20 protein-coding genes are annotated in these 23,812 nt (G+C 55.0%); 3 read left to right on the top strand and 17 right to left on the bottom strand.

Features of this window, described 5'->3' with window-relative positions:
* Positions 1-113: 113 nt before the first annotated feature.
* The 11 genes from BB497_04905 to BB497_04855 all read right to left on the bottom strand — a co-directional run bounded on the left by BB497_04905 (position 114) and on the right by BB497_04855 (position 13,701).
* Complete coding sequence (locus BB497_04905) at positions 114-1,475, bottom strand: diguanylate cyclase (protein ID AVI62089.1); 1,362 nt, start codon at positions 1,473-1,475, stop codon at positions 114-116.
* Between the two features lie 252 nt (positions 1,476-1,727).
* Positions 1,728-2,435: an urea ABC transporter ATP-binding subunit UrtE gene (locus BB497_04900; protein ID AVI62088.1), complete on the bottom strand. Its 708-nt coding sequence runs from the start codon at positions 2,433-2,435 to the stop codon at positions 1,728-1,730.
* On the bottom strand, positions 2,435-3,271 hold the full coding sequence (locus BB497_04895; protein AVI62087.1) for an urea ABC transporter ATP-binding protein UrtD: 837 nt from the start codon (positions 3,269-3,271) through the stop codon (positions 2,435-2,437). Before BB497_04895 ends, BB497_04900 begins: the two co-directional genes overlap by 1 nt.
* Positions 3,268-4,449: an urea ABC transporter permease subunit UrtC gene (locus tag BB497_04890; protein ID AVI62086.1), complete on the bottom strand. Its 1,182-nt coding sequence runs from the start codon at positions 4,447-4,449 to the stop codon at positions 3,268-3,270. The genes BB497_04895 and BB497_04890 overlap by 4 nt, the downstream gene beginning before the upstream one ends.
* 3 nt (positions 4,450-4,452) lie before the next feature.
* Entirely contained in the window at positions 4,453-6,063 is a 1,611-nt protein-coding gene (locus tag BB497_04885) for an urea ABC transporter permease subunit UrtB (GenBank protein ID AVI62085.1), read from the bottom strand.
* A 135-nt stretch (positions 6,064-6,198) separates the two neighbouring features.
* The gene (locus tag BB497_04880; GenBank protein AVI62084.1) at positions 6,199-7,551 is read right to left on the bottom strand and encodes an urea ABC transporter substrate-binding protein; all 1,353 of its coding nucleotides are present in this window, start codon (positions 7,549-7,551) and stop codon (positions 6,199-6,201) included.
* 377 nt (positions 7,552-7,928) lie between these two features.
* Entirely contained in the window at positions 7,929-9,419 is a 1,491-nt protein-coding gene (locus BB497_04875) for a transporter (protein AVI62083.1), read from the bottom strand.
* 48 nt (positions 9,420-9,467) lie between these two features.
* Entirely contained in the window at positions 9,468-9,950 is a 483-nt protein-coding gene (locus BB497_04870) for a TctB protein (protein AVI62082.1), read from the bottom strand.
* Between the two features lie 107 nt (positions 9,951-10,057).
* A complete protein-coding gene (locus BB497_04865; GenBank protein AVI62081.1) occupies positions 10,058-11,053 on the bottom strand; it encodes a tricarboxylic transporter in 996 nt (331 codons plus the stop codon).
* A gap of 196 nt (positions 11,054-11,249) precedes the next feature.
* Entirely contained in the window at positions 11,250-11,981 is a 732-nt protein-coding gene (locus BB497_04860; GenBank protein ID AVI62080.1) for a transcriptional regulator, read from the bottom strand.
* Positions 11,982-12,009: 28 nt separating this feature from the next.
* Complete coding sequence (locus BB497_04855) at positions 12,010-13,701, bottom strand: histidine kinase (protein AVI62079.1); 1,692 nt, start codon at positions 13,699-13,701, stop codon at positions 12,010-12,012.
* A gap of 182 nt (positions 13,702-13,883) precedes the next feature.
* On the opposite strand from BB497_04855, the gene BB497_04850 reads away from it, so the two are divergent.
* Together BB497_04850 and BB497_04845 are read left to right on the top strand one after the other, a co-directional pair.
* Complete coding sequence (locus BB497_04850) at positions 13,884-14,630, top strand: hypothetical protein (protein AVI62078.1); 747 nt, start codon at positions 13,884-13,886, stop codon at positions 14,628-14,630.
* A 298-nt stretch (positions 14,631-14,928) separates the two neighbouring features.
* Positions 14,929-16,479, top strand: coding sequence for a BCCT transporter (locus tag BB497_04845; protein AVI62077.1), 1,551 nt, complete (start codon positions 14,929-14,931; stop codon positions 16,477-16,479).
* A 27-nt stretch (positions 16,480-16,506) separates the two neighbouring features.
* On the opposite strand, the gene BB497_04840 is transcribed toward BB497_04845, so the two are convergent.
* Both BB497_04840 and BB497_04835 read right to left on the bottom strand, forming a co-directional pair.
* Positions 16,507-17,328, bottom strand: a complete 822-nt coding sequence (locus BB497_04840) for a flagellin (protein ID AVI62076.1) — start codon at positions 17,326-17,328, stop codon at positions 16,507-16,509.
* Between the two features lie 112 nt (positions 17,329-17,440).
* Positions 17,441-17,890: a 2-amino-4-hydroxy-6-hydroxymethyldihydropteridine diphosphokinase gene (locus tag BB497_04835; GenBank protein AVI62075.1), complete on the bottom strand. Its 450-nt coding sequence runs from the start codon at positions 17,888-17,890 to the stop codon at positions 17,441-17,443.
* A 209-nt stretch (positions 17,891-18,099) separates the two neighbouring features.
* Here BB497_04835 and BB497_04830 point away from each other — a divergent pair, with 209 nt between their 5' ends.
* Complete coding sequence (locus BB497_04830) at positions 18,100-18,846, top strand: short-chain dehydrogenase (GenBank protein AVI62074.1); 747 nt, start codon at positions 18,100-18,102, stop codon at positions 18,844-18,846.
* Positions 18,847-18,951: 105 nt separating this feature from the next.
* On the opposite strand, the gene BB497_04825 is transcribed toward BB497_04830, so the two are convergent.
* The 4 genes from BB497_04825 to BB497_04810 form a co-directional block, all read right to left on the bottom strand.
* On the bottom strand, positions 18,952-21,327 hold the full coding sequence (locus BB497_04825) for a mechanosensitive ion channel protein MscS (protein ID AVI62073.1): 2,376 nt from the start codon (positions 21,325-21,327) through the stop codon (positions 18,952-18,954).
* Positions 21,328-21,537: 210 nt separating this feature from the next.
* Positions 21,538-21,969: a hypothetical protein gene (locus BB497_04820; protein ID AVI62072.1), complete on the bottom strand. Its 432-nt coding sequence runs from the start codon at positions 21,967-21,969 to the stop codon at positions 21,538-21,540.
* Between the two features lie 13 nt (positions 21,970-21,982).
* Complete coding sequence (locus tag BB497_04815; GenBank protein AVI62071.1) at positions 21,983-22,807, bottom strand: transcriptional repressor IclR; 825 nt, start codon at positions 22,805-22,807, stop codon at positions 21,983-21,985.
* A gap of 109 nt (positions 22,808-22,916) precedes the next feature.
* Positions 22,917-23,723 (bottom strand): enoyl-CoA hydratase, encoded by an 807-nt coding sequence (locus BB497_04810; protein AVI62070.1) that lies wholly within the window; start codon positions 23,721-23,723, stop codon positions 22,917-22,919.
* Between the last annotated feature and the right edge of the window lie 89 nt (positions 23,724-23,812).

Below are 23,812 nucleotides of genomic sequence, written 5' to 3'. Positions count from 1 at the left end.
TTGCTATTATTGTGCTTGTTGTAAAGCGCGAGTGAATCGTATCGCTAGGTATTATCAGCATAGTGCGAGGTGAGCACTAGGCCGTGTGTCATTTTGCCTCCATCGCTTATCGCCTATTGCACAATGACCCGGTTACGCCCACCGCGCTTGGCTTGGTAGAGCGCTTGGTCGGCGCGCTGCATGGAGCGCTGGTAGTCCGGGTGGCCATCGTGGAGTGTTAATCCAACGCTTACCGTCACATTGAGCAGTGTATCGGCCGTTGCGAGCATAGGCTCTTTGGCCACGGCTTGCCTCAATCGCTCGGCAAACAGCCGGCTGCCATCCTGGTCAGTGTCGACCAATACAATTAAAAACTCTTCGCCGCCCATGCGGAATACGTAGTCGCCACCGCGAGTGGAGCGGTCAAGAATACTCGCTACCTGCTGCAGTACGCTGTCGCCAGCATCGTGCCCATGGGTATCATTGATCGACTTGAAGTGGTCGATATCCACCATTAATAGCGCAAAGCGCTTGTCTGAATGGCGGGCAATCTCAACTTCACGGTTAAGTACTACGGAAAGAAACTTACGATTAAGCAGCCGGGTTAAACTATCGCGCCCTGCTTCTAAACCTGAAGCGCGCTCTAGCACATCATCTAACAGCATGATGATGGTGCGCGCAGCGGTGCGAATATCGCTCAACGCCCGCAGCCGTGCAGTGGTATCTTCGCTGGCCAGGGCCTTTAACCATTCGCTATCCACCTGCTGAATGTGGCGCGATATCGTCGTAATTTCCGGCGCGCCCTCAAAGGCATGGCAGGCTTTATGAAAGTACCATAGGCCAAATTCGGAGTTTGCTAGCCGGGGAAAGTTGGCTATCTCCTGCTGGGCGGCCACGGCAAACATCAGCGTATTTTCCCAGTCCAATAGCGCCGAACGCTGCCGCTCGCGCTCATCGCCGATACTCTGGGTCAGAGAAAAGAGCTTGTATGCCTCTTCAGTGCGCGCATTGCGGTCACTGGCGACGGAGTAGGCGTGACTCATAATTTCCATGGCCATATCAATATGGTTGGAGACATACACAGAGGCGTCTCCCGGCGACAGCGGGCTATCAAAAGTGGCTTTCATCTGCTGATAAATTGCCTGTTTAAGCTGTCGTGCTCCGTTAAGCACTAGATTAACCGGGATATCGATACGGGCATGCACCTGGCCAATTTTTTCCTGATGCACGACCAGCGCATCGAAGTCAGCCAGTTCTACGGCAAACATGGCACTTAGCCAGCGCTGCATGGAAGGGTTTAAGCGCTGATGCACTTGGTCGTTAGAGAGAAACAGCGAGGCATGAGGATCTTCTAGCATGACGCTGTAGAAGTGATCAGCAAAGTGGGCGCAGTGTTGTTCGATCAGCGCTTCCACCGCTTGGCGTAACGCCATCGGCGTACTTTCCAGCAGCGTTCGCCACTCGGTAGCGAGCTGATTTTTATCTTTATAACGCATACTCCACCCGGCTCTGGTTGTTAAGGCGAGCCATGTTACCGTAAAGCAATGTTGCCAACACGAACCCAGCGCAGGGTTTTTTCACTCTTTGTTCTTAAACGCCAAGTTCTTAAACTGTTTATTCATAACACCCTAAGTTCTCAAACTAAAGGTTTTCACACTCAATACTTTTACACCTTCTGTTTTTACAACCTGTGCTATTACCTACGGCGCCCACTAATTAGTGGGCGCCGTGAATCGGGTGTGGATAACTTAAACGGTCAGGTGCTGCTTGATCAGCGCGTTGGAAAGCTCGCTAATATCGCCTTTGGCCACCGGTCGGCCGCGATCCATAATCACGAAGCGGTCGGCGTATTTGCGGGCGAAGGGTAGCTTCTGTTCTACCAGCAGCACTGTTAAGCCGTCCTCTTTGATCAGTTGGCGAATCACCTGACCAATTTGGGCGACGATATTGGGCTGGATGCCCTCCCCTGGCTCATCAAGAATCAGCAGCTTAGGTTCAATCACCAGCGCACGGCCAATAGCGAGCTGCTGTTGCTGCCCGCCGGATAAGTCGCCACCCCGGCGATGCTTCATCTCTTTTAACACGGGGAACAGGTCATAGATGCGCTCGGGGATTTTTTTCAGCCCGTCGCCTCGGGCAGCAAGCCCGGTGCGCAGGTTCTCCTCCACCGTGAGCAGCGGAAAAATCTGCCGTCCCTGAGGTACGAAGCCAATCCCCATTCGGGAGCGTGCTTCAACGGCTTTTTTGGTCAGCTCAATGTCGCCGTCACCGCCTTGGTAGCGTAGCTGGCCGCTCTTCACTGCCACTTCGCCCATGATGGCCTTCATTAAGGTGGTTTTACCCACCCCGTTACGGCCCATCACGCAGGTGCATTCGCCTGCGGGCACCTCAAGGTCTAAATCCCACAGCGTATGGCTTTGCCCATAAAATTGGTTGAGCCTTTCAATGGATAGCATCAGGCGGCCTCCTCATCATCGGCACCCAGGTAGACTTCAACCACCTTAGGGTCGCTTGATACCTGATCCATACTGCCCTCTGCCAGCACGCTGCCCTGATGCAGCACGGTCACTTTTCGGGCAATCGAGCGCACAAACCCCATATCGTGCTCTACCACCACCACAGACTGCTTACCCGCAAGGCTGGTTAGTAGCTCGGCGGTGCGCTCCATCTCTTGCTCCGTCATCCCCGCCACCGGCTCATCCACCAGCAGCAAGCGCGGTCGCTGCATCAACAGCATGCCAATTTCCAGCCACTGCTTCTGGCCGTGGGAGAGAATGCCGGCAGGCTGGTATCGCAGCGCGGTCAACCCAATGGTTTCCAGCACCTCATCAATGCGGTCTTTGATTTCACCGGTCATGCGGGCGGTCAGCGTGGGAAAAATCCGCTTATCTGCGGCCATGGCAAGCTCTAGGTTTTCGAACACGCTAAGCGCTTCAAACACCGTAGGTTTTTGGAACTTACGGCCAATGCCTAGGCTGGCGATGTCAGGTTCGTTCATTTGCAGCAGATTATGGCGACTACCGAACCACACGCTGCCTTGGTTGGGCCGCGTTTTGCCGGTGATGATGTCCATCATAGTGGTTTTACCCGCCCCGTTGGGGCCGATAATGCAGCGCAGCTCGCCGTCATCGATGGTCAGGTTTAAGTTGTTGATGGCCTTGAAACCATCGAAGCTCACTGTGACATCTTCCATATACAGAATCGGGCCATGGCGCACATCTACCGGGGAAGCCTGGGGAGCCATAAAATCAAACACCCGGTCGCGCTGGCTCAGCGATTGTAAAAAGCTCATACGGCGGCCTCCTTAGGTGTGCTGTTGGGTTGTTCGCTCTCATCGCCCTGCTTGCGTCGCTTGAGATGGCGAAATAGCCCCGCCACGCCCTTGGGCAGAAAGACCGTTACCAGTACGAACATCGCCCCTAGGGCAAACAGCCAGGCATCCGGCATCACGCCGGTAAACACGGTTTTGGCGTAGTTAACCAAAATTGCCCCAATTACCGCGCCATATAGCGTGGCACGACCGCCCAGCGCGACCCACAGCACAATCTCAATAGAGAAAATTGGCGAAAACTCGCTGGGGTTAATAATGCCTACCTGTGGCACGTATAGCGCCCCCGCCAAGCCCGCCAGCATGGCTGACACCACAAACACAAATAGCTGAAAACGCTCCACCCGGTAGCCAATAAAGCGCGTGCGCGCCTCGGCGTCTCGGGTGGCCACACACACTCGGCCTAGTTTGCTGGTGACAATCGCGCGGCAAAGAACGTAGCCCAGCGCTAGCGCCACGCCGGTAGCAATAAATAGTCCTAAGCGGGTGTCATTACTGCGCAGGTTGTAGCCCAGCAGCTCGCGGAAATCGGTCAGCCCGTTGTTGCCGCCAAAGCCCATCTCATTGCGGAAGAATGCCAGCATCAGGGCAAAGGTGAGCGCTTGGGTGATGATCGACAGATAAACCCCGGTCACCCGTGAGCGAAAAGCTAAAAAGCCGAATACCAATGCCAGCAGGCCGGGCGCTATCAACACCATGGCAAACGCGAACCAGGCCATATCAAAGCCGAGCCAGTACCAGGGCAGGCTATCCCAGCTGAGAAACACCATGAAATCCGGTAATACCGGGTCACCGTAAGTGCCACGGTCACCGATTTGGCGCATCAGGTACATGCCCATGGCGTAGCCGCCAATGGCAAAAAATGCGCCGTGGCCAAGGCTTAAAATACCCAAGTAACCCCACACCAGGTCGACCGCTACCGCCAGCAGCGCGTAGCTTAAGTACTTGCCAAACAGGTTTACCGTGTAGGCATTCACATGTAGCGGATGGCCCTGGGGTACCGCTAGGTGCAGCACAGTGACCAGCAGAAGTGCGGCAAACAGCACGCCAAGAAAAATCTGCGTGGCCCGTTCGCCAAACGGGCGGGTTAGCCAAAACTGGCTCGAGGATGATTGCGTCGTTAATGAAGTCGTTGATGACATCGCTTAGCCCTCCGCAGCCCGGCCCTTCTGCGGGAAGAGTCCACGCGGGCGTTTTTGAATAAACAGAATGATAAAGACCAGCACAATAATCTTGGCAAGCACTGCGCCTGCCCAGGGTTCCAACACTTGGTTGATAATGCCCAGGGAGAGCCCAGCCACCAGGGTGCCCCACAGGTTGCCCACGCCGCCAAACACCACCACCATGAACGAATCAATAATGTAGTTTTGGCCAAGGTTGGGGCCTACGTTGGTCAGCTGCGAGAGCGCAACGCCTGCCAAACCTGCCACGCCAGAGCCCAGCGCAAAGGTCATGATATCCACACGGGTAGCGCGGATACCCATAGAGCGTGCCATAGCGCGGTTTTGAGTCACGGCGCGAACCTCAAGCCCCAGGCGCGTGCGGCGCATAATCAGCATCAGGCCTGCAAACACCACCAGTGCAAAACCCAGTACAAACATGCGGTTGAGCGTTAATGACAGGGCGTCGTTAATCACCAACGAACCGCTCATCCACTCGGGTGTAATCACGGTGCGGTTCAGCGGCGAGATCACCGTGCGCACCAGCTGCTGCAGAATCAGGCTAATACCGAAGGTGGCTAGCAGGGTTTCCAGCGGGCGGCCTTTGAGGAACTGGATCACGCCACGCTCAATGGCAATACCTGCAAGTGCCGCCACCATAAAGCCCGCAGGAATCGATAAGATTAACGCTAGCCCTGGCTGGCCGGGCAAGAATTGCTGCATCATCCAGGTGGTATAAGCGCCCAGCATGATCAGCTCGCCGTGGGCCATGTTAATCACCCCCATGACACCAAAGGTAATTGCCAAACCAATCGCCGCCAGCACCAATACGGAGCCTAAACTTAAGCCGAAGTAGAGGGTCTCAATACCGCGGTTGATTCTCAGATTCTGCTCAATACTGCTCAGCGCTTCTCTTGCTGCATCGGCAATAATAGGATCTTCCCCGCTGGCCGCGCGGCTGAGCGCCACACGGGCACGGGGGTGAAGGCTACCGCGCAGTGCCTCAACGCCTTCAAGCTGGCCACTCTCTACTTGATAAATGGCAAGCGCCTGGGCAAGGCGACGCTGTACCTGGCGGTCCTCCTCCTCTGTGATCAGTTCACCGAGCGGCTCGGCTAGCTCTTCATCCACTTCACCCAATAACCGTTCTGCCGAAGAACGGCGACGCTCAACATCGGGTGAATAGAGGTCCACCACCGCAATGGCGCTGCGTAGCTGATTGCGCAGGGCGTTATTAATACCGATGCGATCCAGCTCGCGGCGCGACATATCGCCCAGAGGTTCATTGGTCAACGCATCCGCCACTGGCCAGTCACGACCACGGTTATCAAGCACCACCACAAAACGGCCGTCGTCAGTGCGTTGTAAGCGGCCATCCAGGAGTGCCTGTAGCCAGTCGCGGGCGCGCTCATCGTCGCTTTGCACTATGGCCGTAATCGCCTCTCCTTTGGCAGGATAAGAACGCACGTCCAACGCTTCGAGCAGTTCCAGCGCGGCTGAGTCATCAGGTGGGTTGGAGTCAGATTGTGCTTGTGCAGTGAACGAAATGCTCAGTAGCAGCGCGCACAAAAGCCCCAAGGAAAGGAAACGCCTCATAGGGGTTCTTCCTTTGGTTGTCTAACAAGGGTTGTCTAAAAAGGAGAGGTAGCGTGCTCCCTTGCCGCGTGTTGTTGCACTGCTTCGCTTGGCATCCATGGGCCTAGCGAAGCAGTGCGGCAAGGGATAAGGGTGTTACTCAGCGAGGGCCGCCTCGGCTTCTTCTGCTGCGGTGCTACCACCACAGGAGCCGGTCGCAACGTTGAAATTGCCGCAGCGCATGGGCGCACGCCAGTCGGCGATCAAATCACGTGAACCCGGCAGGTAGTCAGACCAGGCATCGCCCGCAACGGTTGACGGCGTTTGCCATACGATGTCGAACTGGCCGTTATCCTGCACCTCACCAATCAGCACTGGCTTGGTAATGTGGTGGTTAGGCATCATGGCCGCATAGCCGCCGGAGAGATTGGGAACCGTTACGCCAATAATTGCCTCTTTTACTGCATCAACGTCGGTAGTACCTGCTTTACGTACCGCTTCCGCCCACATGTTGAAGCCGATGTAGTGCGCTTCCATGGGGTCGTTAGTGACGGCTTCCTCATCGCCGGTCCAGTCAATCCAAGCATCTATAAAGTCATAGTTTTCGTCGGTATCAACGCTCATAAAGTAGTTCCACGCGGCCAAGTGGCCCACAAGCGGCCCGGTATCAATACCTGAAAGCTCCTGCTCACCTACCGAGAAAGCAATCACCGGGATATCCGCAGCGTCAATGCCTTGGTTAGCCAGTTCCCGGTAGAAGGGAACATTGGCATCGCCATTAATCGTCGAAACCACGGCGGTAGATTTGCCCTCTTCACCAAAGCGGCGTATTTCAGAGACGATATTCTGCCAGTCCGAATGGCCGAACGGCGTGTAGCTGATCATGATGTCTTCGTCTGCCACACCATGCTCATCTTTTAAGAATGCTTCCAGAATCCGGTTGGTGGTGCGCGGGTAGACATAATCGGTGCCGACCAGTGCAAAACGCTCGATACCGACTTCATTAATCAGATACTCAACGGCAGGAATCGCCTGCTGGTTGGGGGCCGCGCCGGTATAGAAGACGTTTTCAGAAGACTCTTCCCCTTCGTACTGTACCGGGTAGAACAGCAGGCCGTTTAGCTCTTCAAACACCGGTAGAACGGCTTTACGCGATACCGAAGTCCAGTTACCAAACACAACGTCTACTTCATGCTGAGCCAGCAGCTCACGGGCGCGCTCGGCAAACAGCGGCCAGTTAGAAGCCGGGTCGACCACTACGGCTTCAAGCTCGCGGCCCAGCAAACCACCGGCGTCATTCTGCTGCTCAATTAGCATCTCAACGGTGTCTTTTAGCGTTGACTCACTGATCGCCATGGTGCCTGAAAGCGAATGAAGAATACCGACTTTGATGGGGTCGTTATCTTGGGCAACCGCGTGGGCGCTGGCGCCCATTACCGCGGCGGCAATTAAGCCAGTGGTAAAACGGCCAAGGGTGCGAGGGTGTGTCTTGCGCTGCAGTGTGGTCACTTGAACCTCCTTGCGCCCCTTATGCTTGGGGCTCTGTATGTTGGCTGCGTGCTGAAACCTCTGCCTCTTGCTGCTACCGGCATTGGTGCGCTTCAGCACGTCCACTAGAGTGGTACCTATTACGCCTGCAAGGGGTGCGCCACACTGGAACAAATGAATTTAATAAATAATAAATCAAACACTTAGCCATTAACTAAGAAACACCTAAAAACGCTTTATGCACTAACGTAGCGCGCTAACGCATCCTTAATGCACGGCTTGGATGCACCAGGAGAGCACCATGCACCAAGAAAGCATTCACAGCGATTTAGTGTAAAAAACTAAAAAAACGCCCTAGCTAGGCTAAGGCGCTAAACGTTTTTTAAAAAGAGGGATGCTTAAGCCACGGGGCGCTTACGACGCTTCTTTAAGAGCGGTAAACCAAGCGACAGCAGCGCAATAAGCAGAAGGCTCAGTGAGATGGGTTTTTCAACAAAAATCATCCAGTCCCCGCCAGAAATCTGCAGCGCGCGGCGCATGGACTCTTCCATGATATTGCCTAGAATCAGCGCCAAAATCAGCGGTGCTGCGGGGAAGCCAAATAAGCGCATCCCCAGGCCAATCAACCCAAAACCAAGCAGCAGCAGTAGATCAAATACGCTGAAGCTCATGCCGTAAACGCCAATCATGCAGAAGATTAAAATCAGCGATAGCAGCAGTGGCCGTGGTAGATCAAGAATTTTGGCGATCAGTGGAATCAGCGGCAGGTTGAGTACCAGCAGGAAGATGTTGCCGATATACATACTCGCGATAACCCCCCAAAACACATCCGGGCGCTGCTCAAGCATCATTGGCCCAGGCGTTACCCCCATCACCAAAAGCGCACCCAGCAGCACCGCCGTCGTACCAGAACCCGGCACACCCAGCGTTAGCAGCGGCACAAATGAACCGGTACAGGCAGCGTTATTGGCCGCTTCCGGGGCAGCAACCCCCTTAATATTGCCCTTACCGAAAGTATCGCCATCTTTAGCAATACGTTTTTCCATGCTGTAGCCAAGAAAAGAGCCAATCGTGGCCCCTGCGCCAGGCAGCACCCCGGTAAAGAAACCAAGTACCGAGCTACGGCTGATAGGGCCTGCAATCTGCTTCATTTCACTGCCCGACAGTTTTAGCGAGCCAATCGCATTTCGCTTCGGCGCTTTACCGCCACCGCCCCGTAGCAGCATGTAAAAAACTTCTGCCAAGGCAAAAATACCCAGAGCCACCACCAGAAAATCGATACCGTCGAGCAAGTTAATAGTGCCAAAGGTAAAGCGCTCGGTACCCGTTTGTAAGTCGATACCAACAATGGAGATCATCACACCCACTACCGCCGCAATTAACCCTTTCACCAAGGATTTATCCGATAGTGAGACCACGGCGGTAAGGCCCAGTACCATCAACGCAAAATACTCCGGTGGGCCAAAACTCACCGCGACTTTGGAAAGTAGCGGTGCCACTAGCATCAAAAAGACAATCGAAATGGTGCCGCCAATGAAGGAGGCATAGGCAGCAATAGCCAGCGCTTTCCCGGCCATCCCCTGCTTGGCCAACGGATAGCCGTCAAAGGAGGTCGCCACCGTGCCTGCAACACCGGGGGCATTAAGCAGAATAGACGACGTAGAGCCGCCAAAAATCGCGCCGTAGTAAACCCCCGCCATCAAGATCAGCCCTGACGAAGGCTCCATGGCAAAGGTAATCGGAATCATCAGTGCCAGTGCACTAATCGGCCCTAGGCCCGGCAGCATGCCGATAATAGTGCCCGCAAATACACCAGCAAAGACATACGCAATATTCATTGGCTCAAGCGCGATGCCAAAGCCATACATCAAATTGTTTAAGGCATCCATGGGAGACTCTCTCGCAAAACCCGCTACAAATTCAGCATCACGGTGTGATTAGAACGGCAGAACGCCGGTTGGAAGGTAAACATCCATGACCCGCGTCATCGTCAGATAAAGCACCAGCACCACACCCAAAGAGGACGCTAGGTTGACCCCATGACGTTGGTAGCCGTAGTAAGCGGTCAAGCCAACGCACAGTAGCGTTGAGGCAAGCACAAAACCCAATGGCACCAGCAGCAGCGCGTAGGCAGCAATGGCCAGCGCGGTTATTACAACGCGTGCCCAGGGAGTAAGCAGCAGCGGCCCTTGGGTAGCGTCTTGATCGATTTCATCGGCGCCTGCAATCGGGGTGGGTTTCTCAAAAAAGAGAAAAACCGATAGCAATAGCAACGCCGCGCCCAGCACTTTAGGGAACAGGTCAGAATCCACTGGTCGTGGCAACGGGAAAACAGGAATCTGCCACGCCATCGCTAGATAGGCAGCCGCCAACAGCGCTAACACAAGTGCCAGCCACTGGTTAGTGTTTAATCGAGTCATTGGAATCTCTCCGAAGGCGCCGTGGCATTTAAGCACTGCCTTGCGGTATCGGTCTCAGACGATGAATCCCGATGGCGAAACGCCATCGGGAGGACTCAGAGGAGCGCTTACTGGCGCAGTAGGCCAAGCTCGCTCAGCACGTCGCTGAATAGCTCTTTCTGCTGATCCAAAAAGTCGCCAAATTCTTCGCTGCTTTGATAGGCATCAATCCAGCCCAGCTGATCACGGGCCTGCTGCCAACCGTCGGTTTCTAGCATTTCAGCGAAGAGATTTTCATAGTAGGTGACGGCTTCTTCAGGCATGTCGGGGGTACCCATCACGCCACGCCAGATATCGAACGTGTAATCAACACCCTGCTCTTGGTAGGTGGGGACATCCGCTAAGCTGCCCGTCAAACGCTCAGGTGCGGATACGCCCAGTGCACGTAATTGACTGCCTTCTCCCAACTGGCCAGCGGCTTCACCGGCGCCGGTAATAACCGCTTCTACATGCCCCCCCATCAGGTTGGTCATGGCGTCGCCACCGCCTGAGAACGGAATGTAGTTGACGCTAGAGGCATCTAACCCCGCCGCTGATGCCAAGCCCGCCACTGAGATGTGGTCCATAGAGCCAGGGGCACTGCCGCCACCAACGCTCAAACGAGGGTTCTCTTTTAACGCATCAAATAGGTCATTGATGGTTTCATACTCAGCGTTTGCAGAAACCAAAATGATGGAGTAATCGGTAATTAAGCGCGCGACCGGTGTGAAATCAGTGTGGTCGTAGCGGGAGGCACCGGCGAGCGGTACCAGAATTATCGGTGGGCTGGTCGCAAACAGCTTGTGTGGGTTACCGCTATCGCGGGCGATTTGCGCCCACGCGACCGCACCGCCGCCGCCAGGCACGTTAATCGCCGCAAAGTTACGCTCAGCAAGCTGCTCTTCTTGCAGCACACGGGAAACGGTACGTACCAGTGTGTCCCAGCCACCGCCTGGGTTAGCCGGGGCTACAAATTCAATTGAGCGGCTCGGCGACCACTCTTCAGCGTGAACGTTGGTTGTTACGGCAAGGGCAGCCATCGGCAGGGCCAGCACGGCTAGGCGCTTTAGGGAAGGCGAGATCATTGGCGTTCTCCACGATTCAGCTATTTTTTATAAGCGTATTGTTATAAACAACGTTATAAACGTGTGGTTATATGCGTGTTGTAGTGTGGTTACGCTGAGAACGTTAGAAGAAGTTAGGTTCAGGGGACAAGCTTATGGGCATAAAGGACAAACTGTTCTTTATGTGCGTTTTGTTCATTTTGTTCACGCGGATACATTACAGCGCCTCTAACCAGCCTTTCGCCGCGGCTAGTAGCCGGTAGCGCCGCTCAGGTCGACCAACATCGCCATACCCTAGCTCTGCGTTAACCGCCTGTTCAGCCACTAAAAACTCCAAGTAGCGCCGCGCCGTGGAGCGGCTTGCCCCCATGGTGCGCGCCACCTGCATAGCCGTAAGCGAGTCCTGTGCTGCTGCCAGCGCATCCACCACGCGGCGTAGCGTTAATCGGTCAACCCCTTTGGGTAGCGAGCGCGTCGCTGGCCGCGGTGGCTCGTTCGGCTGCAACCGCGCTAGCACCTGATCTAGCTCGTCTTGATTCATTTCAACGCGATTGGCCAAGGCTGCTCGCTCTCGGCGAAAGCGGCTCAACATCTGGCTCATCCGCGTGACTTCAATGGGTTTAATCAGGTAGTCGAAAACGCCACCGCGCAGCGCTTCGCTAATGGTTTCCACTTCACGGGCGGCGGTCACCATCACAATATCCACATGCACATAGTCGCGCCGGATAGCCCATAGCAATTCTAGGCCTTCCACATCAGGCAAATACGCATCCAATAGAATCAGTTGGATAGTGTCAGCATGCTCGGCCATTAGCGCTTTTGCTTCGCTGCCGTTGCGTGCCATTCCCACCACATAAAAGCCGTCGCTCTGTTCGATAAACGCTTTATGGATATCAGCAATGCGAAAATCGTCTTCGACGACCAAAATACCGTACTGCGCCGTAGACATAGTCATCCCTCTTATACTGGCATCGTTATTATGAGTAGGACGTCGTGGCTGCTTGATCGCAAAGCGAGCGATCAAGCACAGCAATAAAGCACGCACCGCCTAATTCGCTCTCTTCTAGCGTCACCTCACCGCCGTGCTGACGGCACAGCCGCGCGACCAAGGCTAAACCAATGCCACGATGCTTGCCGGTTTTAGTCGAAAACCCTTCTTGAAAGATCGACTGTGCATGCTCACCAGGGACGCCTGGGCCGTTATCCTCTACTTCAATCAACAGCTGCTCCCCCAGGTCGGTAAAGAACAGGCGGACTGTTGGGGTATCGCTGTTTGGGCCATTAAGCGCAGCATGGCAGGCATTATCCAATAAGTTGCCCACCACGCTCATCATGACCTCTTGTCCAGTGGGCGTTAAGGGGCTGGAGAGTGAGCTCTGCTCATCAATTTCCAACGCAACCCCAAGCTCTCGGGCACGGGTCAGCTTACCCAGCAGCGTTCCGCTTAATACCGCGTCGGTGACATGGCGCATCAAAAAGCTCATCTGCGCCTGAGCACGTTCAGTTTCGTGATGAATCAGCGCCAGCGCCTCGTCAATACGTTTTAGCTGGAGTAAGCCTGAAATAGTGTACAGCTTGTTAGAAAACTCATGGGCTTGAGCACGCAGCATATCCACATCACGGCTTGCCTGGGTCAGCGCTTGGGAAAGGTCAACAATCTCACGGCGGCTACGAAATGTGGCAACGGCGCCTTCAATCTCGCCTTCATGCACAATCGGCACGCGATTGACCACCACCGGGTGGTCACCCAGCCACATCTCCTGGTTGAACTCCTGCTCACCGTGCCTTAATACTTCCAGTAGCCGCGAATTAGGCACCACTTCGCGAATCGGCTGGCCCAGCAGCACATGCTCATCCAGCAATCCTAAAAAACGCCGCGCTTGTTGATTCACTAAGGTAATCTGCCCCTCGCGGTTGACCGCCAGAATACCCTCGTGGATCGACTGTAAAATCGCCTCTTTTTCCATGGCCAGACGGGCAATCTCGTAGGGCTCTAAACCAAGAATGACCTTTTTAAGATGCTGTGACAGCCAGTAGGCGCCTGCAAACCCTAAGGCGATCATCAGCGCCACTAACGCCCAACCAAAGTTGGTATAGCGCCCCACATCCATGGCCACACGATCGAGCATAAAGCCCACCGAGACCACGCCGATAATATTCCCCTCTTCATCCCAGATGGGAGTCTTGCCGCGCATTGCGGTACCCAGCGTGCCGGTTGCCTCTGACACATATGACTGACCATAAATCAGCGCTTGGTCGTTGTCGCCGCCTACCATGGGGTGGCCGATGCGTTCCGGCAGCGGGTGCGAATAGCGAATCGTCTGAGCATTGCCCACCACCACATAGCGGGCGCCGGTTTCTTGGCGAACGCGCTCCGCCAAGGGTTGGATAATTAACGCGGGATCAGGGGTAGCAAACGCATGAATGATTTGCGGCATACCCGCCACCGTTTTAGCCACCGCCAACGCCCGCTCACCCATTTGATAGGTAATGATTTCCGCTTTGCGGTGATTCAGATACGTGCCTTGCGCCAGCAGCATACCGGCCAATAAGAAGCCCACCAACAGCATGACCTGTAAGCGAAAGCTGCGCTTATACCAGCGGTGTTTTGCGCGGGTGCGGCGCCAGCGCTGTAATTCAGCCAGCGTTCGGGGGCGGGAAGCAGTCATAACGGAACTCATAGTGCGCGACAGCGTCATTATGGCACCGCAATGCCAAGAGGCGTTAGCCATGGCGCTGTTGTGGCACGTTGCCTTAATAGCAGCCATCTAGCCGCGTCTATATACTGATACCTACTAGCTGCGCTTTAAGGTCAGCTGTTCGCACCGTTGTGTACTCAAGGAGGAGAGTCGTGCTAAGCCTTACAAGATGTATCGTGCTAGCCAGTAGTTTAGTAGGGGTTTCTGCAGCAACGGCTAGCCCATTTTATGCGCCCCCTCCCCCTCAAGATGACGCCCCCCTATTCAGTGGCGACGCTGAGCTTGGGTTTAACCAGCTTTCCGGCAATACCGATAGCCGTACTCTGATTGGCAAAACACGCCTAACATGGATTACCGGCCAGTTGACTCACTCACTGCGCGGTGAAGTGCGCAATGTCAGCAGAGATGGCAACACAAGCGCTGAACAGTATTTACTGGCGGGCCGCGAGCGCTACGACTTTAACGGCCCGCACTATTTATTCGGTTTTGCTCGGTGGGAAAAAGACCGCTTTGCCGGTTACGACCAACAGCTCTCCGCGATTGGTGGCTACGGCCGACAAATTGTCGATGGTGAGCGCCATTACCTCTCCCTTGAGGCGGGGCCAGGCTATCGTCACGATCGACTACGCGACGACGAAAATGAGCGGCTCGCCGTGGCCTATTCCGCCCTTGATTACCGTTGGGAGTTTTCGCAACACTCTGACCTTAAGCAGGAGATGTCCGTTGAGTATACCGACCAAAATACGACGTCACGGTCACTCACAGCCCTGACAACACGCTTGAACTCTCGGCTGTCGTTACGGCTATCCCACGAGATCAAACACAATTCACTACCGCCAGAAGATGCCAGCGAACGTACTGATCACACCACCAGTGCCTCGCTGCTGTTTCGTTGGTAATGAAAGTCCCTCTCTGAAAAACGCTGAGAACTCTTCGCCTACGGACGCTTTTTGACTGCTTTATATCAGTGCATGACGGTGTTTATCTTGCACCAAAGCAAAACGCATTAGACCTTGGTCTATATTTGCGATAAACTACATCCAGTTTCCTGTCCTCGCGCCATTCATTGAATGGCGCTTTTTTTTGTTCGAAAAACCAAGCTTTAAAAAAATCTGTGGACCTATGCGTTACACCCGTTTGCGCAAGGTGCTGATAAATGGGCACCTCTGCCCCTGACTTTTCATTTATAGGTGTTTTATGAACCAACCTGTCCCAAACGAGGGCCGCATACAGCGTACCATTGGCGACCCTATTGTGCTGCTCCTCAGCATTGGCTTTATCGTCGCGTTTCTTGCTCTGTCACTGTACGACATTGAGCTGGTCGCCGACTCCATCAGCGCCGGGTTCGCTTGGACGGCCCTGGTGCTGGGCAGCTACTTTCAACTGTTGCTTTTGCTGACCTTCTTTATCGCGATTGGCTTGGCCGCCACCCCCGCTGCCAGTGCTAAAATTGGTAATCTTGATACACCAGAAATAAGCACCTTCAAGTGGCTATCGATTATTTTGTGCACCTTACTGGCGGGTGGCGGGGTATTTTTCGCTGCCGGAGAGCCGGTTTATCACTTCGTGGTCACGCCGCCGGCATTTGATACCGAAGCAGGCACCGCTGAAGCCGTCTCTGGCGCGCTGGCCCAGTCGTTTATGCACTGGGGCTTCATGGCATGGGCCGTACTGGGCTCCCTGACGGCAGTAGTGCTGGCCCACGCCCACTATGTGAAAGGCCAACCGCTTCAACCGCGTACGCTGCTGTACCCAATTTTAGGCGAGCGCCTAATGCGTGGCCCACTGGGGGCGGTAGTCGATGCGTGCTGTGTGATTGCAGTCGTTGCCGGCACGGTCGGCCCGATTGGTTTTTTGGCAACGCAGGTAAGCTTTGGCCTGCATGAGCTATTTGGACTACCTGAAGGCTACCCCGGACAGCTGATTATTTTGGCAGTGTTGGGCAGTGTTTATGTGCTCTCGTCCATGAGTGGCGTACACAAAGGTATCCAGCTACTCAGCCGTTTTAATGTGCTGCTGGCGCTGGCGATTGGCGCGGCGATTTTCGTCTTTGGGCCTACGCTGTTTTTGGTCAACACCTACGTTGCGAGTATGGGCGCCTATGCGAGTGAGTTCTTCACCATGGCGACCATGACCGCCGACACCGCACCAGCGTGGTGGATGCAGTGGTGGACGGTATTCTTCTTTGCCTGGTTTATTGGCTATGCGCCGTTAATGGCAATTTTTGTGGCGCGTATTTCTCGGGGCCGCAGCATTCGCGAGATGATTCTAGCCGTTGCGGTTCTTGCGCCTATTGCGACTACCGTATGGTTTACCTTGCTGGGCGGCTCGGGTATTTACTACCAGCTCAACGGCGTCATTGACCTCACCGATGCGCTGAACAACTTCCAATTTGATGTGGCAACATTAACAGTTGCCCAGGCGCTGCCCGGCGGCACTTGGATGGCGCTGGCAATTCTATTGCTGACCACCATTTTTGTGGCGACCACGGGTGATTCAATGAGCTACGCCATTGCGGTAGTGGGCGCTGGTCACGACAACCCCAGCCCTTACATACGTGCCTTCTGGGGCATTGCGATGGCGCTGATGGCGGCGGTTCTGCTCTACATGGGCGCTGGACAAATCGGCGCGCTGCAGCAGTTTATCGTGATTACTGCGATTCCCGTGTCATTGATCTTACTGCCATCACTCTGGAATGGCCCCCAGGCAGCCTATGCCATGGCGCGGGAGCAGGGCATCATCAAGTAAAAGCGCCTCTCGTGTTGATAGCGCTTCTTATAGCCCTTCCAGCAGTCGCAGAATCATCTGCGGCTGCTGATTGGCCTGGGCCAAAATCGCTACGCCTGCCTGCTGTAGGATTTGAGCACGGATCAGATTCGAGACTTCCTGTGCGTAGTCGGCATCCTGGATGCGTGACCGCGCGGCAGACGTGTTGATAATGTTGGTATTCAGCCCTTCGATAACGCTCTCAAAGCGGTTTTGCACAGCCCCCATATAGCTACGCTGACGGTCTACGCGTTTAAGTGCTTCATCCATGGCAGTGAGTGGGTTGTCTGTTGCGCTGTTATCACCCAGTACACTGAAACCTTCCAAGCCTAATGCCTGTAAGCCCATCGCCTCAAAACGCACCCCGATCACATTACCTGCATTGGCGCCGACCTGGATATTGAGCGTCTTATCGCTTCCCAACAGTCCGATGCCGTTGAAATTGCTCTGCCCTGCCAGGCGCTCAATCTCCTCCAAACGCTGGTCGATTTCCCCCTGGATAGACGCCAGATCGGAGGGTGCATTTGTGCCATTGGCCGCCTGAACGCTTAGCTCTCGAATGCGCTGCAGATTATCGTTAATCTGGTTAAGCGTGCCTTCAGCCGTCTGCACCATGGAGATGCCGTCATTGGTATTGCGGATCGCCTGATTCATGCCTTTTATTTGCGCCGTCATACGGTTGGCAATTGCCTGCCCGGCGGGGTCATCCTTGGCGCTATTAATGCGCAGGCCCGACGATAACCGCTGCATGGCGGTTTGCATCGACTGCTGGCTACTGCGCAGATTATTTTGCACCAGTAGCGACGTTATATTGGTCGCAAGACTGATCACGCTGATTCCTCTTAGGGCTGCTACTTCGGCCGCTGGCAAACGCACCGTGGCAGTCACTTTAATATCGGCAGAGGAGCGCAGAAGGTGAGGCTTAGTAGGTAAAAAAAATGCGTTATTGCATGCTGGCCGAGGGCGTAATCGAGCGCCCAGTGGCGGCTAATAGCTCATCGACGGGGCCACGCACGTAGTCGTGGTGATAATAAGCCGTGTCCACTACCTCGCCATCCCACGCGACGATGTCTAAATCCATCGTTCTCGGACCGGATTTAATCGGCCCGCGGATGCGGCCCAAACGCTCTTCAACCTCTTTTAAATAGGCACGAAAGGCGGTGTAATCAAAGGAAGTGCGCACCAGTAACGCCGCGTTAAGAAAATCAGGCTGCTGCTGAAACCCCACGGGCGAGGTACGAATCGCCTGGGAGTTGGCTACCAGCTCGCACTCTTGGCCCAAAATGGCGAGCGCTTGTGTGTAGTGCTGGTCGGGCTGAATATTGCTGCCTAACGAGATTACGCATTCATGGTAGGCAGTACCCAAAGTTGCATGTGACGACGTTGATGGCATAGCAGCACTCCAGCCTCAAAGGCATGATAAAGGCAGTCACAAAAGCAGGCAGTCGCGAACGTAATAGCGAAAGCCGTCATTAAATAGGCGCCTCACTAGAGTAGCTCGGCTTATATTTTGTTCAACCCCTGTACAATTTATTGACAAACGCTGAGTACACGCAGAGAGTCATGGCTGTCGTTGACATTCTTCAAGACTGAGGAGCTGCTATGCATACACCCGCTGCATTAGTGACCGGAGGCGCCACCCGCTTGGGGCGCCACTTCGCCGAAGCCCTGGCGGAAAAGGGCTATGATATTGCGTTGCACGTCAATAGCTCACGGGGGGAGGCCGAAGAGGTTGCCAAAGGCATTCGCCAAAAAGGCCAAGCGTGCGAAATACTGCCGTGCAACTTCTTAAGCGACGCGCTTGAAGAGCTGGTAGCCACTGCCAAGCAGCGCTTTCCAGGCCTGAATGTGCTGATAAATAGTGCTTCTGCGTATGAACCGGCGCCTATTGCTAGCACCAACATGGCGATGCTGGAAACGCAGTTTCGGGTCAATCTGTTTACGCCGCTGCTCCTCACGCGCCACTTTGCAGAGGCCGTAGAGAACGGTCAGGTCATCAACATCATTGATAATAAAGTGGCCTACCACCAGTACCCTTACGCGGCCTATTTACTGTCGAAAAAGAGCCTTGCCGACATGACGCGCATGGCGGCACTGGAATTTTCCCCACGCCTGCGTATTAACGGTATTGCGCCCGGCGTGGTACTCCCTGCGTCCCAACGCACCAGCGACTATATTCAATGGCGTATAGAAGGCATTCCGCTTAAACAGCAGGGTGACCCCAGCCATCTTGTACAAGCTATGTACTACTTACTGGATAACAACTTCGTGACCGGGCAAGTCCTGTTCGTAGATGGCGGTGAGTCAAACAACCTGGAAGGGCAGCACTCAGAAAACTACCCTGTGTAGCCCTCCTTCACGCCTTTATGCACTGCCTCAAACGCAGCGGGGCCGCCCAAAGGCGGCCCCGCTGTACGCTATCACCATCCCGACTACTTCGCCGGGATGTGGGGTCTAATCCTCGTCAAAGTCTCCTTTAAATTCAGGATTTGACTTGGAGCGCGGGTCATCTTCGCTCAGGCGACTCGCATCGCCTGTGCGCGGCTGACCACCGGGACGGCCATCAATATCAAAGTCCTGCCGCATGATACGCAGGTTGGCCGGCGGCGCTTCACCCTCTTTACCCACGCCAAAGTAGAGCGTGGTATGCGGGAACGGAATCTCAATACCCACATTATCAAAGTGGATTTTCACTAAGCGGTTATACGCTCGCCCAATGGCCCACTGCATGCCTGGGATGGTTTTAATACGCACGCGTATGTTAACCGCGCTATCCCCAAGGCTGGTTACCCCGGCGACTTCAAGCGGCGCCAAGATATTCATCTTATGCTCTTCACTGGCAGACAGCTCGTCAAACGCATTACGTAGCTGAACGATGGCATCGTCAATGCTTTCACGATAGGCAATACCGTATTCACCCACATGGTAGCCAAAATCACGCATGTAGTTGGAAACGGTATCGACACTTGAGAACGGTACGATGTGGTAAGTACCGTTAAGGTCGCGAATACCCACAGAGCGAATACTGAGCCGCTCTGCCGTTCCCGTAATGCCGCCCAGGGTCACCACATCGCCAGTATTCATGGCATTTTCAACCTGAATAAAGACGCCAGTGATGACATCCTGAACCAGCTTCTGTGCACCAAAACCAATCGCTAGACCCAGCACACCGGCACCAGCAATCAGCGGGCCGATATTAATGCCGATTTCCGACAGTACGATCATGCCAGTAATGGTCACCATGGCGATAGCAAGGGCATTACGGAACAAGCTCAATAGGGTTTTAGCGCGCGGCGAAGGCTCCCCATGGCCCGTTTCCGGGTTGAGTTTATGCTCGATCAGGCTTGCGAGTCCCAGCCACACGCCAAGCGCCACAATTAGAATGATGGCAACGCCGAACAGGTTGCCCACCAGATTGGCACCACGTTCAGAAGCGTACCAAGCCCTCAGGTCAAAGGCGCCCCAAGCATCCAGCACTACCATGATGACCGCGATCAAAATAATGGTACGCAGCACACGCAGCGCATTAGGCACGTAGCTGTTTAAACGTGCTTCTAGTAGCGGCAATTTACGGCGTAGATCATCGGAAAGTTGAATACGACGGCCAATGGTTTGGCTCAAGAACGACGAGAGCAGAATGCCAATGACCACGGCAGCCAGCGTTTTCAGCGTCGCAAAAAGCACAAACGGCAGGGCATCTCCGGGGCGTACTAGCGTAAGTACAAAGACAATCAAGAAATAGAGCAGCGCAAACAGGTGCCAGGTACGGGCGAACAGCTGCAGCGAGACACGGCTAGCGGTTAACGTTGAGCGCGCCGCCATGTCATTCAGGTTATCCCGCAGGCGAAGGCGGTTTTTAAGCACCACGCCCACCGCGTAAATAAACGCCAGCACCATAATGACGGTGCCTAACAACTGCCCAAGCGCAGCTGCCAAGTAGAAGTTGACCAGGGGCACCACTACCATTAAGCCGTACCCGACCATACCAATCAGGCGCGCTAACCAACGGTTCCAATACGACGCTTCTGTAGCTGAAATAGGTAGCAGGCGCAGTCCTTCATAGCGCGAAGAGAACAGCATCCGCACGGCCGCTTTAAGCAGCTCAATAATCAGGAAGGCATTTAAAAAGAGTGACGCGCGGGTAGAGAGCTCGCCGGTTTCGCCCACCGCAAAGGTCGCTAGCAGGTTACCGCCTACATAGGCCAGGGCGACCAGTAACACATCGATGACCGCGGCAATAGCAACGCATACCACCAGCCTAAGAACAGGGGTTAGCCCGCTGCCCAGTTGCGACCAAGCACTAATTTTTGTGAAAAGAGGCTTCGCAAGGCGACGGAAGACTATAAACATCGCAAAGGTAGCGACAATCACAATCCCCAAATTTATCGCCGCGTTGATGAAGCCCGCTGTATCAAAGGTACCGGCCCCTTGCCCCGTAAACAGGCCGCTTACCATCGTAAACGCCTGCTCCAGTTGCCTGCCAATATCCGTGACTACCCCGCTGGTTAGCTCAGCTAACTGACGCGGTAGCGATACATTTTCAGGGGCCGCCTCGCCGCCCTGTGCGGCCGCTTCCGGCGACAGCTCGTTGGCTAATCCTGCGGGAAGCGTTGAGGCTTGATTGCGCAGCAGCTCTATCAGCTCTTGTCGCCCCTGCTCATCCTCAAGCAAATCAGCAAGCGCGGCGTAGGTGGGCGCTTCCTGCGCTGTTTGGGTGACCTCTTGCTCTTCTGCCGTTAACGTCGTTTGCGCCAACGCGGGCGTTGCCAGTAAGGCAAACAGCGCTAACATCAAGACGCTTAGCCAGGGTAGTAAACGTAGTGGCGTCACACCTTAACCTCCCTTCGGGTGAGTAGTTTTCAACAATCTACGATTGAATCGCTGTATACAAATCATAGCGCACCCAGCAGGGAGGCACAGCTTGTATAGAGATAGCCTAGGGTAACATGGGGTTATCACGTTCGTTGAAGGGGCAGCGGCGCTTAGCACGCGCATTGCGGCATTAACGGCCTCTCTTAACGGATAGTGTTTTGCCAGGCATCAGCTGCAGAGCGGTGCTAACCATTGATGAGCCAGGGCAAGCACTAAGGCATAGCGTGCACCTTTAGCAAGTACGATCCATAGCAGAGCTCGCCACCAGGGCAGTTTGAAAACACCCGCCAGCACCGTTAATGGGTCGCCAATAATCGGCGCCCAGGAAATCAGTAGGCTGTACTCACCAAAGCGGTGATACCAGCGCTCAGCCCGCGCGAGGCTAGCGGGAGACGCGGGGAACCAGCGGCGATGTTGAAATTTTCGAGCATAGCGCCCCATCGCTACGTTAATCAGGCTACCAAGGGTATTGCCGGTGGTGGCGACTATCCACAGGCCCAGTGCGGGCTCTCCCAGACACCATAACCGGGCTAACCACACCTCAGAGCCACCGGGTAGCAACGTAGCGCTAGCCAACGCCACCCAAAACAAGCTAAACATCAGGCGTTACACCTTAACAACGGGGCAGATGACCGCCTAACTGTAGCGTGATCTCGTCGGCGATTTTGCGCACCAGTGCACCCAGCGCTAACAAGCGCTCTTCAGGAATGCGCGCCATTGGCCCAGACACCGAAATCGCCGCCAGCGGCGTTCTATGCTCATCATAAATACAAGCAGCGACGCAGTGCAGGCCGATGGCATGCTCTTCGCGATCGCAGGCAAACCCCTGGGCGCGAATGGCGGCCATTTCTGTTAACAGGGTGTCGGTTTGGTAGAGGGTGTTTTCGGTGACCCGGCCAAGCTCGTAGCCTTTCAGCAGTTCGGCGCGCTCCTCCTCGCTCATCCAGGCTAACAGCGCTTTACCCACGCCCGACGCGTGAAGCGGGGCGCGGGAGCCCAAGCGCGTAATCATGCGCATCATTTGAGGTGACTCATGCTGGGCCAAAAACACAGCCGTTGCGCCATCTCGGATGCCCAGGTTGGCAGTTTCGCCGGTCTCTGCGGTTAAGCGGCGTAAAAAAGGGCGGCTTTTGGCGACCACGTCCCGAGCTTCCAAAAAGCTGTTACCAATGCGGAACGTTTTCACATCGATTCGCCATAGCCCCTGCTCGCTCTCTTGGGTCACAAAGCCTTGGCTCTGCAGCGCTTGCAGCAAACGGTGGGTGGTAGAGGGCGCAAGGTCGGCCATTTCCGCCAGTTCTGAAAGGGCTAGCCCTAGTGGGCTTGCTGATAAATACTCAAGCAGCGTGAGGCCACGTACCAACGATTGGCTGTGCCCGCCGCTTGCTTTGGTGGCTCCCGCCGGGCGTCCGACTGACCTGCGCTTGACTTCACTCACCCTGTTCTCCCTTGAAGGCGTCTTGGCGTAAAGGGGGTGAGGATAACGCGCCTTATAGGCGTTGTCGCGTTTACGGAAACAAATTCCACCAATGCCGACAGGTGCTTCGCTAACGGTGTCGCCACTGGGGAGCGCGCTTGGCAATAAAGGCATCTATGCCTTCGCCAACGTCTTCTGCCTGCATATTGCAGGCCATGGTTTCGCCAGCAAAGGCGTAGGCTTCATCCAACGGCATCGCTAGCTGACGGGAAAACATCGCTTTACCAGTGCGAACCGCCACCGCGCTTTTGGCGCAAATACTTGCGGTCAAAGCATCAACCGCGCTGTCTAGCGCATCGTCCTCTGCGACGCGGTTGATTAGCCCCCACTCGGCCGCCTGGGCCGCGCTGATAAACTCTCCGGTGAGCAGCATTTCCATGGCCCGCTTACGGGCAACATTACGCGATAGTGCTACCGCAGGGGTTGAGCAAAATAACCCTACGTTAATGCCCGACACCGCAAACCGCGCGCTGCTGGCCGCCACCGCTAAATCGCAGCTGGCGACGAGCTGGCAGCCGGCAGCTGTGGCAATACCCTGGACTTTAGCAATCACTGGCACCGGCAGGTTAACAATTGCCTGCATCACCGCGCCGCAGCGCGCAAACAGCGCTTGGTAGTAGGCTTTATCAGGGTTAGCGCGCATCTGTTTTAAATCGTGCCCCGCGCAAAACGCTTTCCCACTCGCGGCAAGTACCACACAGCGCACCTGCTCATCCTGGGCGATGTCGTCTAACGCGCTTTGCAGCGCCGAGAGCATTGCTTCAGAGAGTGCATTAAAACGTTCAGGCTGGTTAAGGGTTAGCGTGGTAACGCCCTGGTGGTCAGAACGCTGAAGCAAATTATCCGCGGCCAGGGGTGTCGTGGGGGGAGTTGGCATGGGAAGCTCCTAGACAATGGGTTGTTGCTAGTCTAACGCTTCCCTAGAGAGGTATTGGGCAAAGTAAGACCAAAGTGGCCTCTGCAAAA

Origin of the sequence: Halomonas sp. GFAJ-1 (assembly GCA_002966495.1) — a bacterium.
Taxonomy (GTDB): Bacteria; Pseudomonadota; Gammaproteobacteria; order Pseudomonadales; family Halomonadaceae; genus Vreelandella.
The sequence above is the reverse complement of the archived record's forward strand: the minus strand, read 5'-3'. Positions and strand labels throughout refer to the sequence as shown.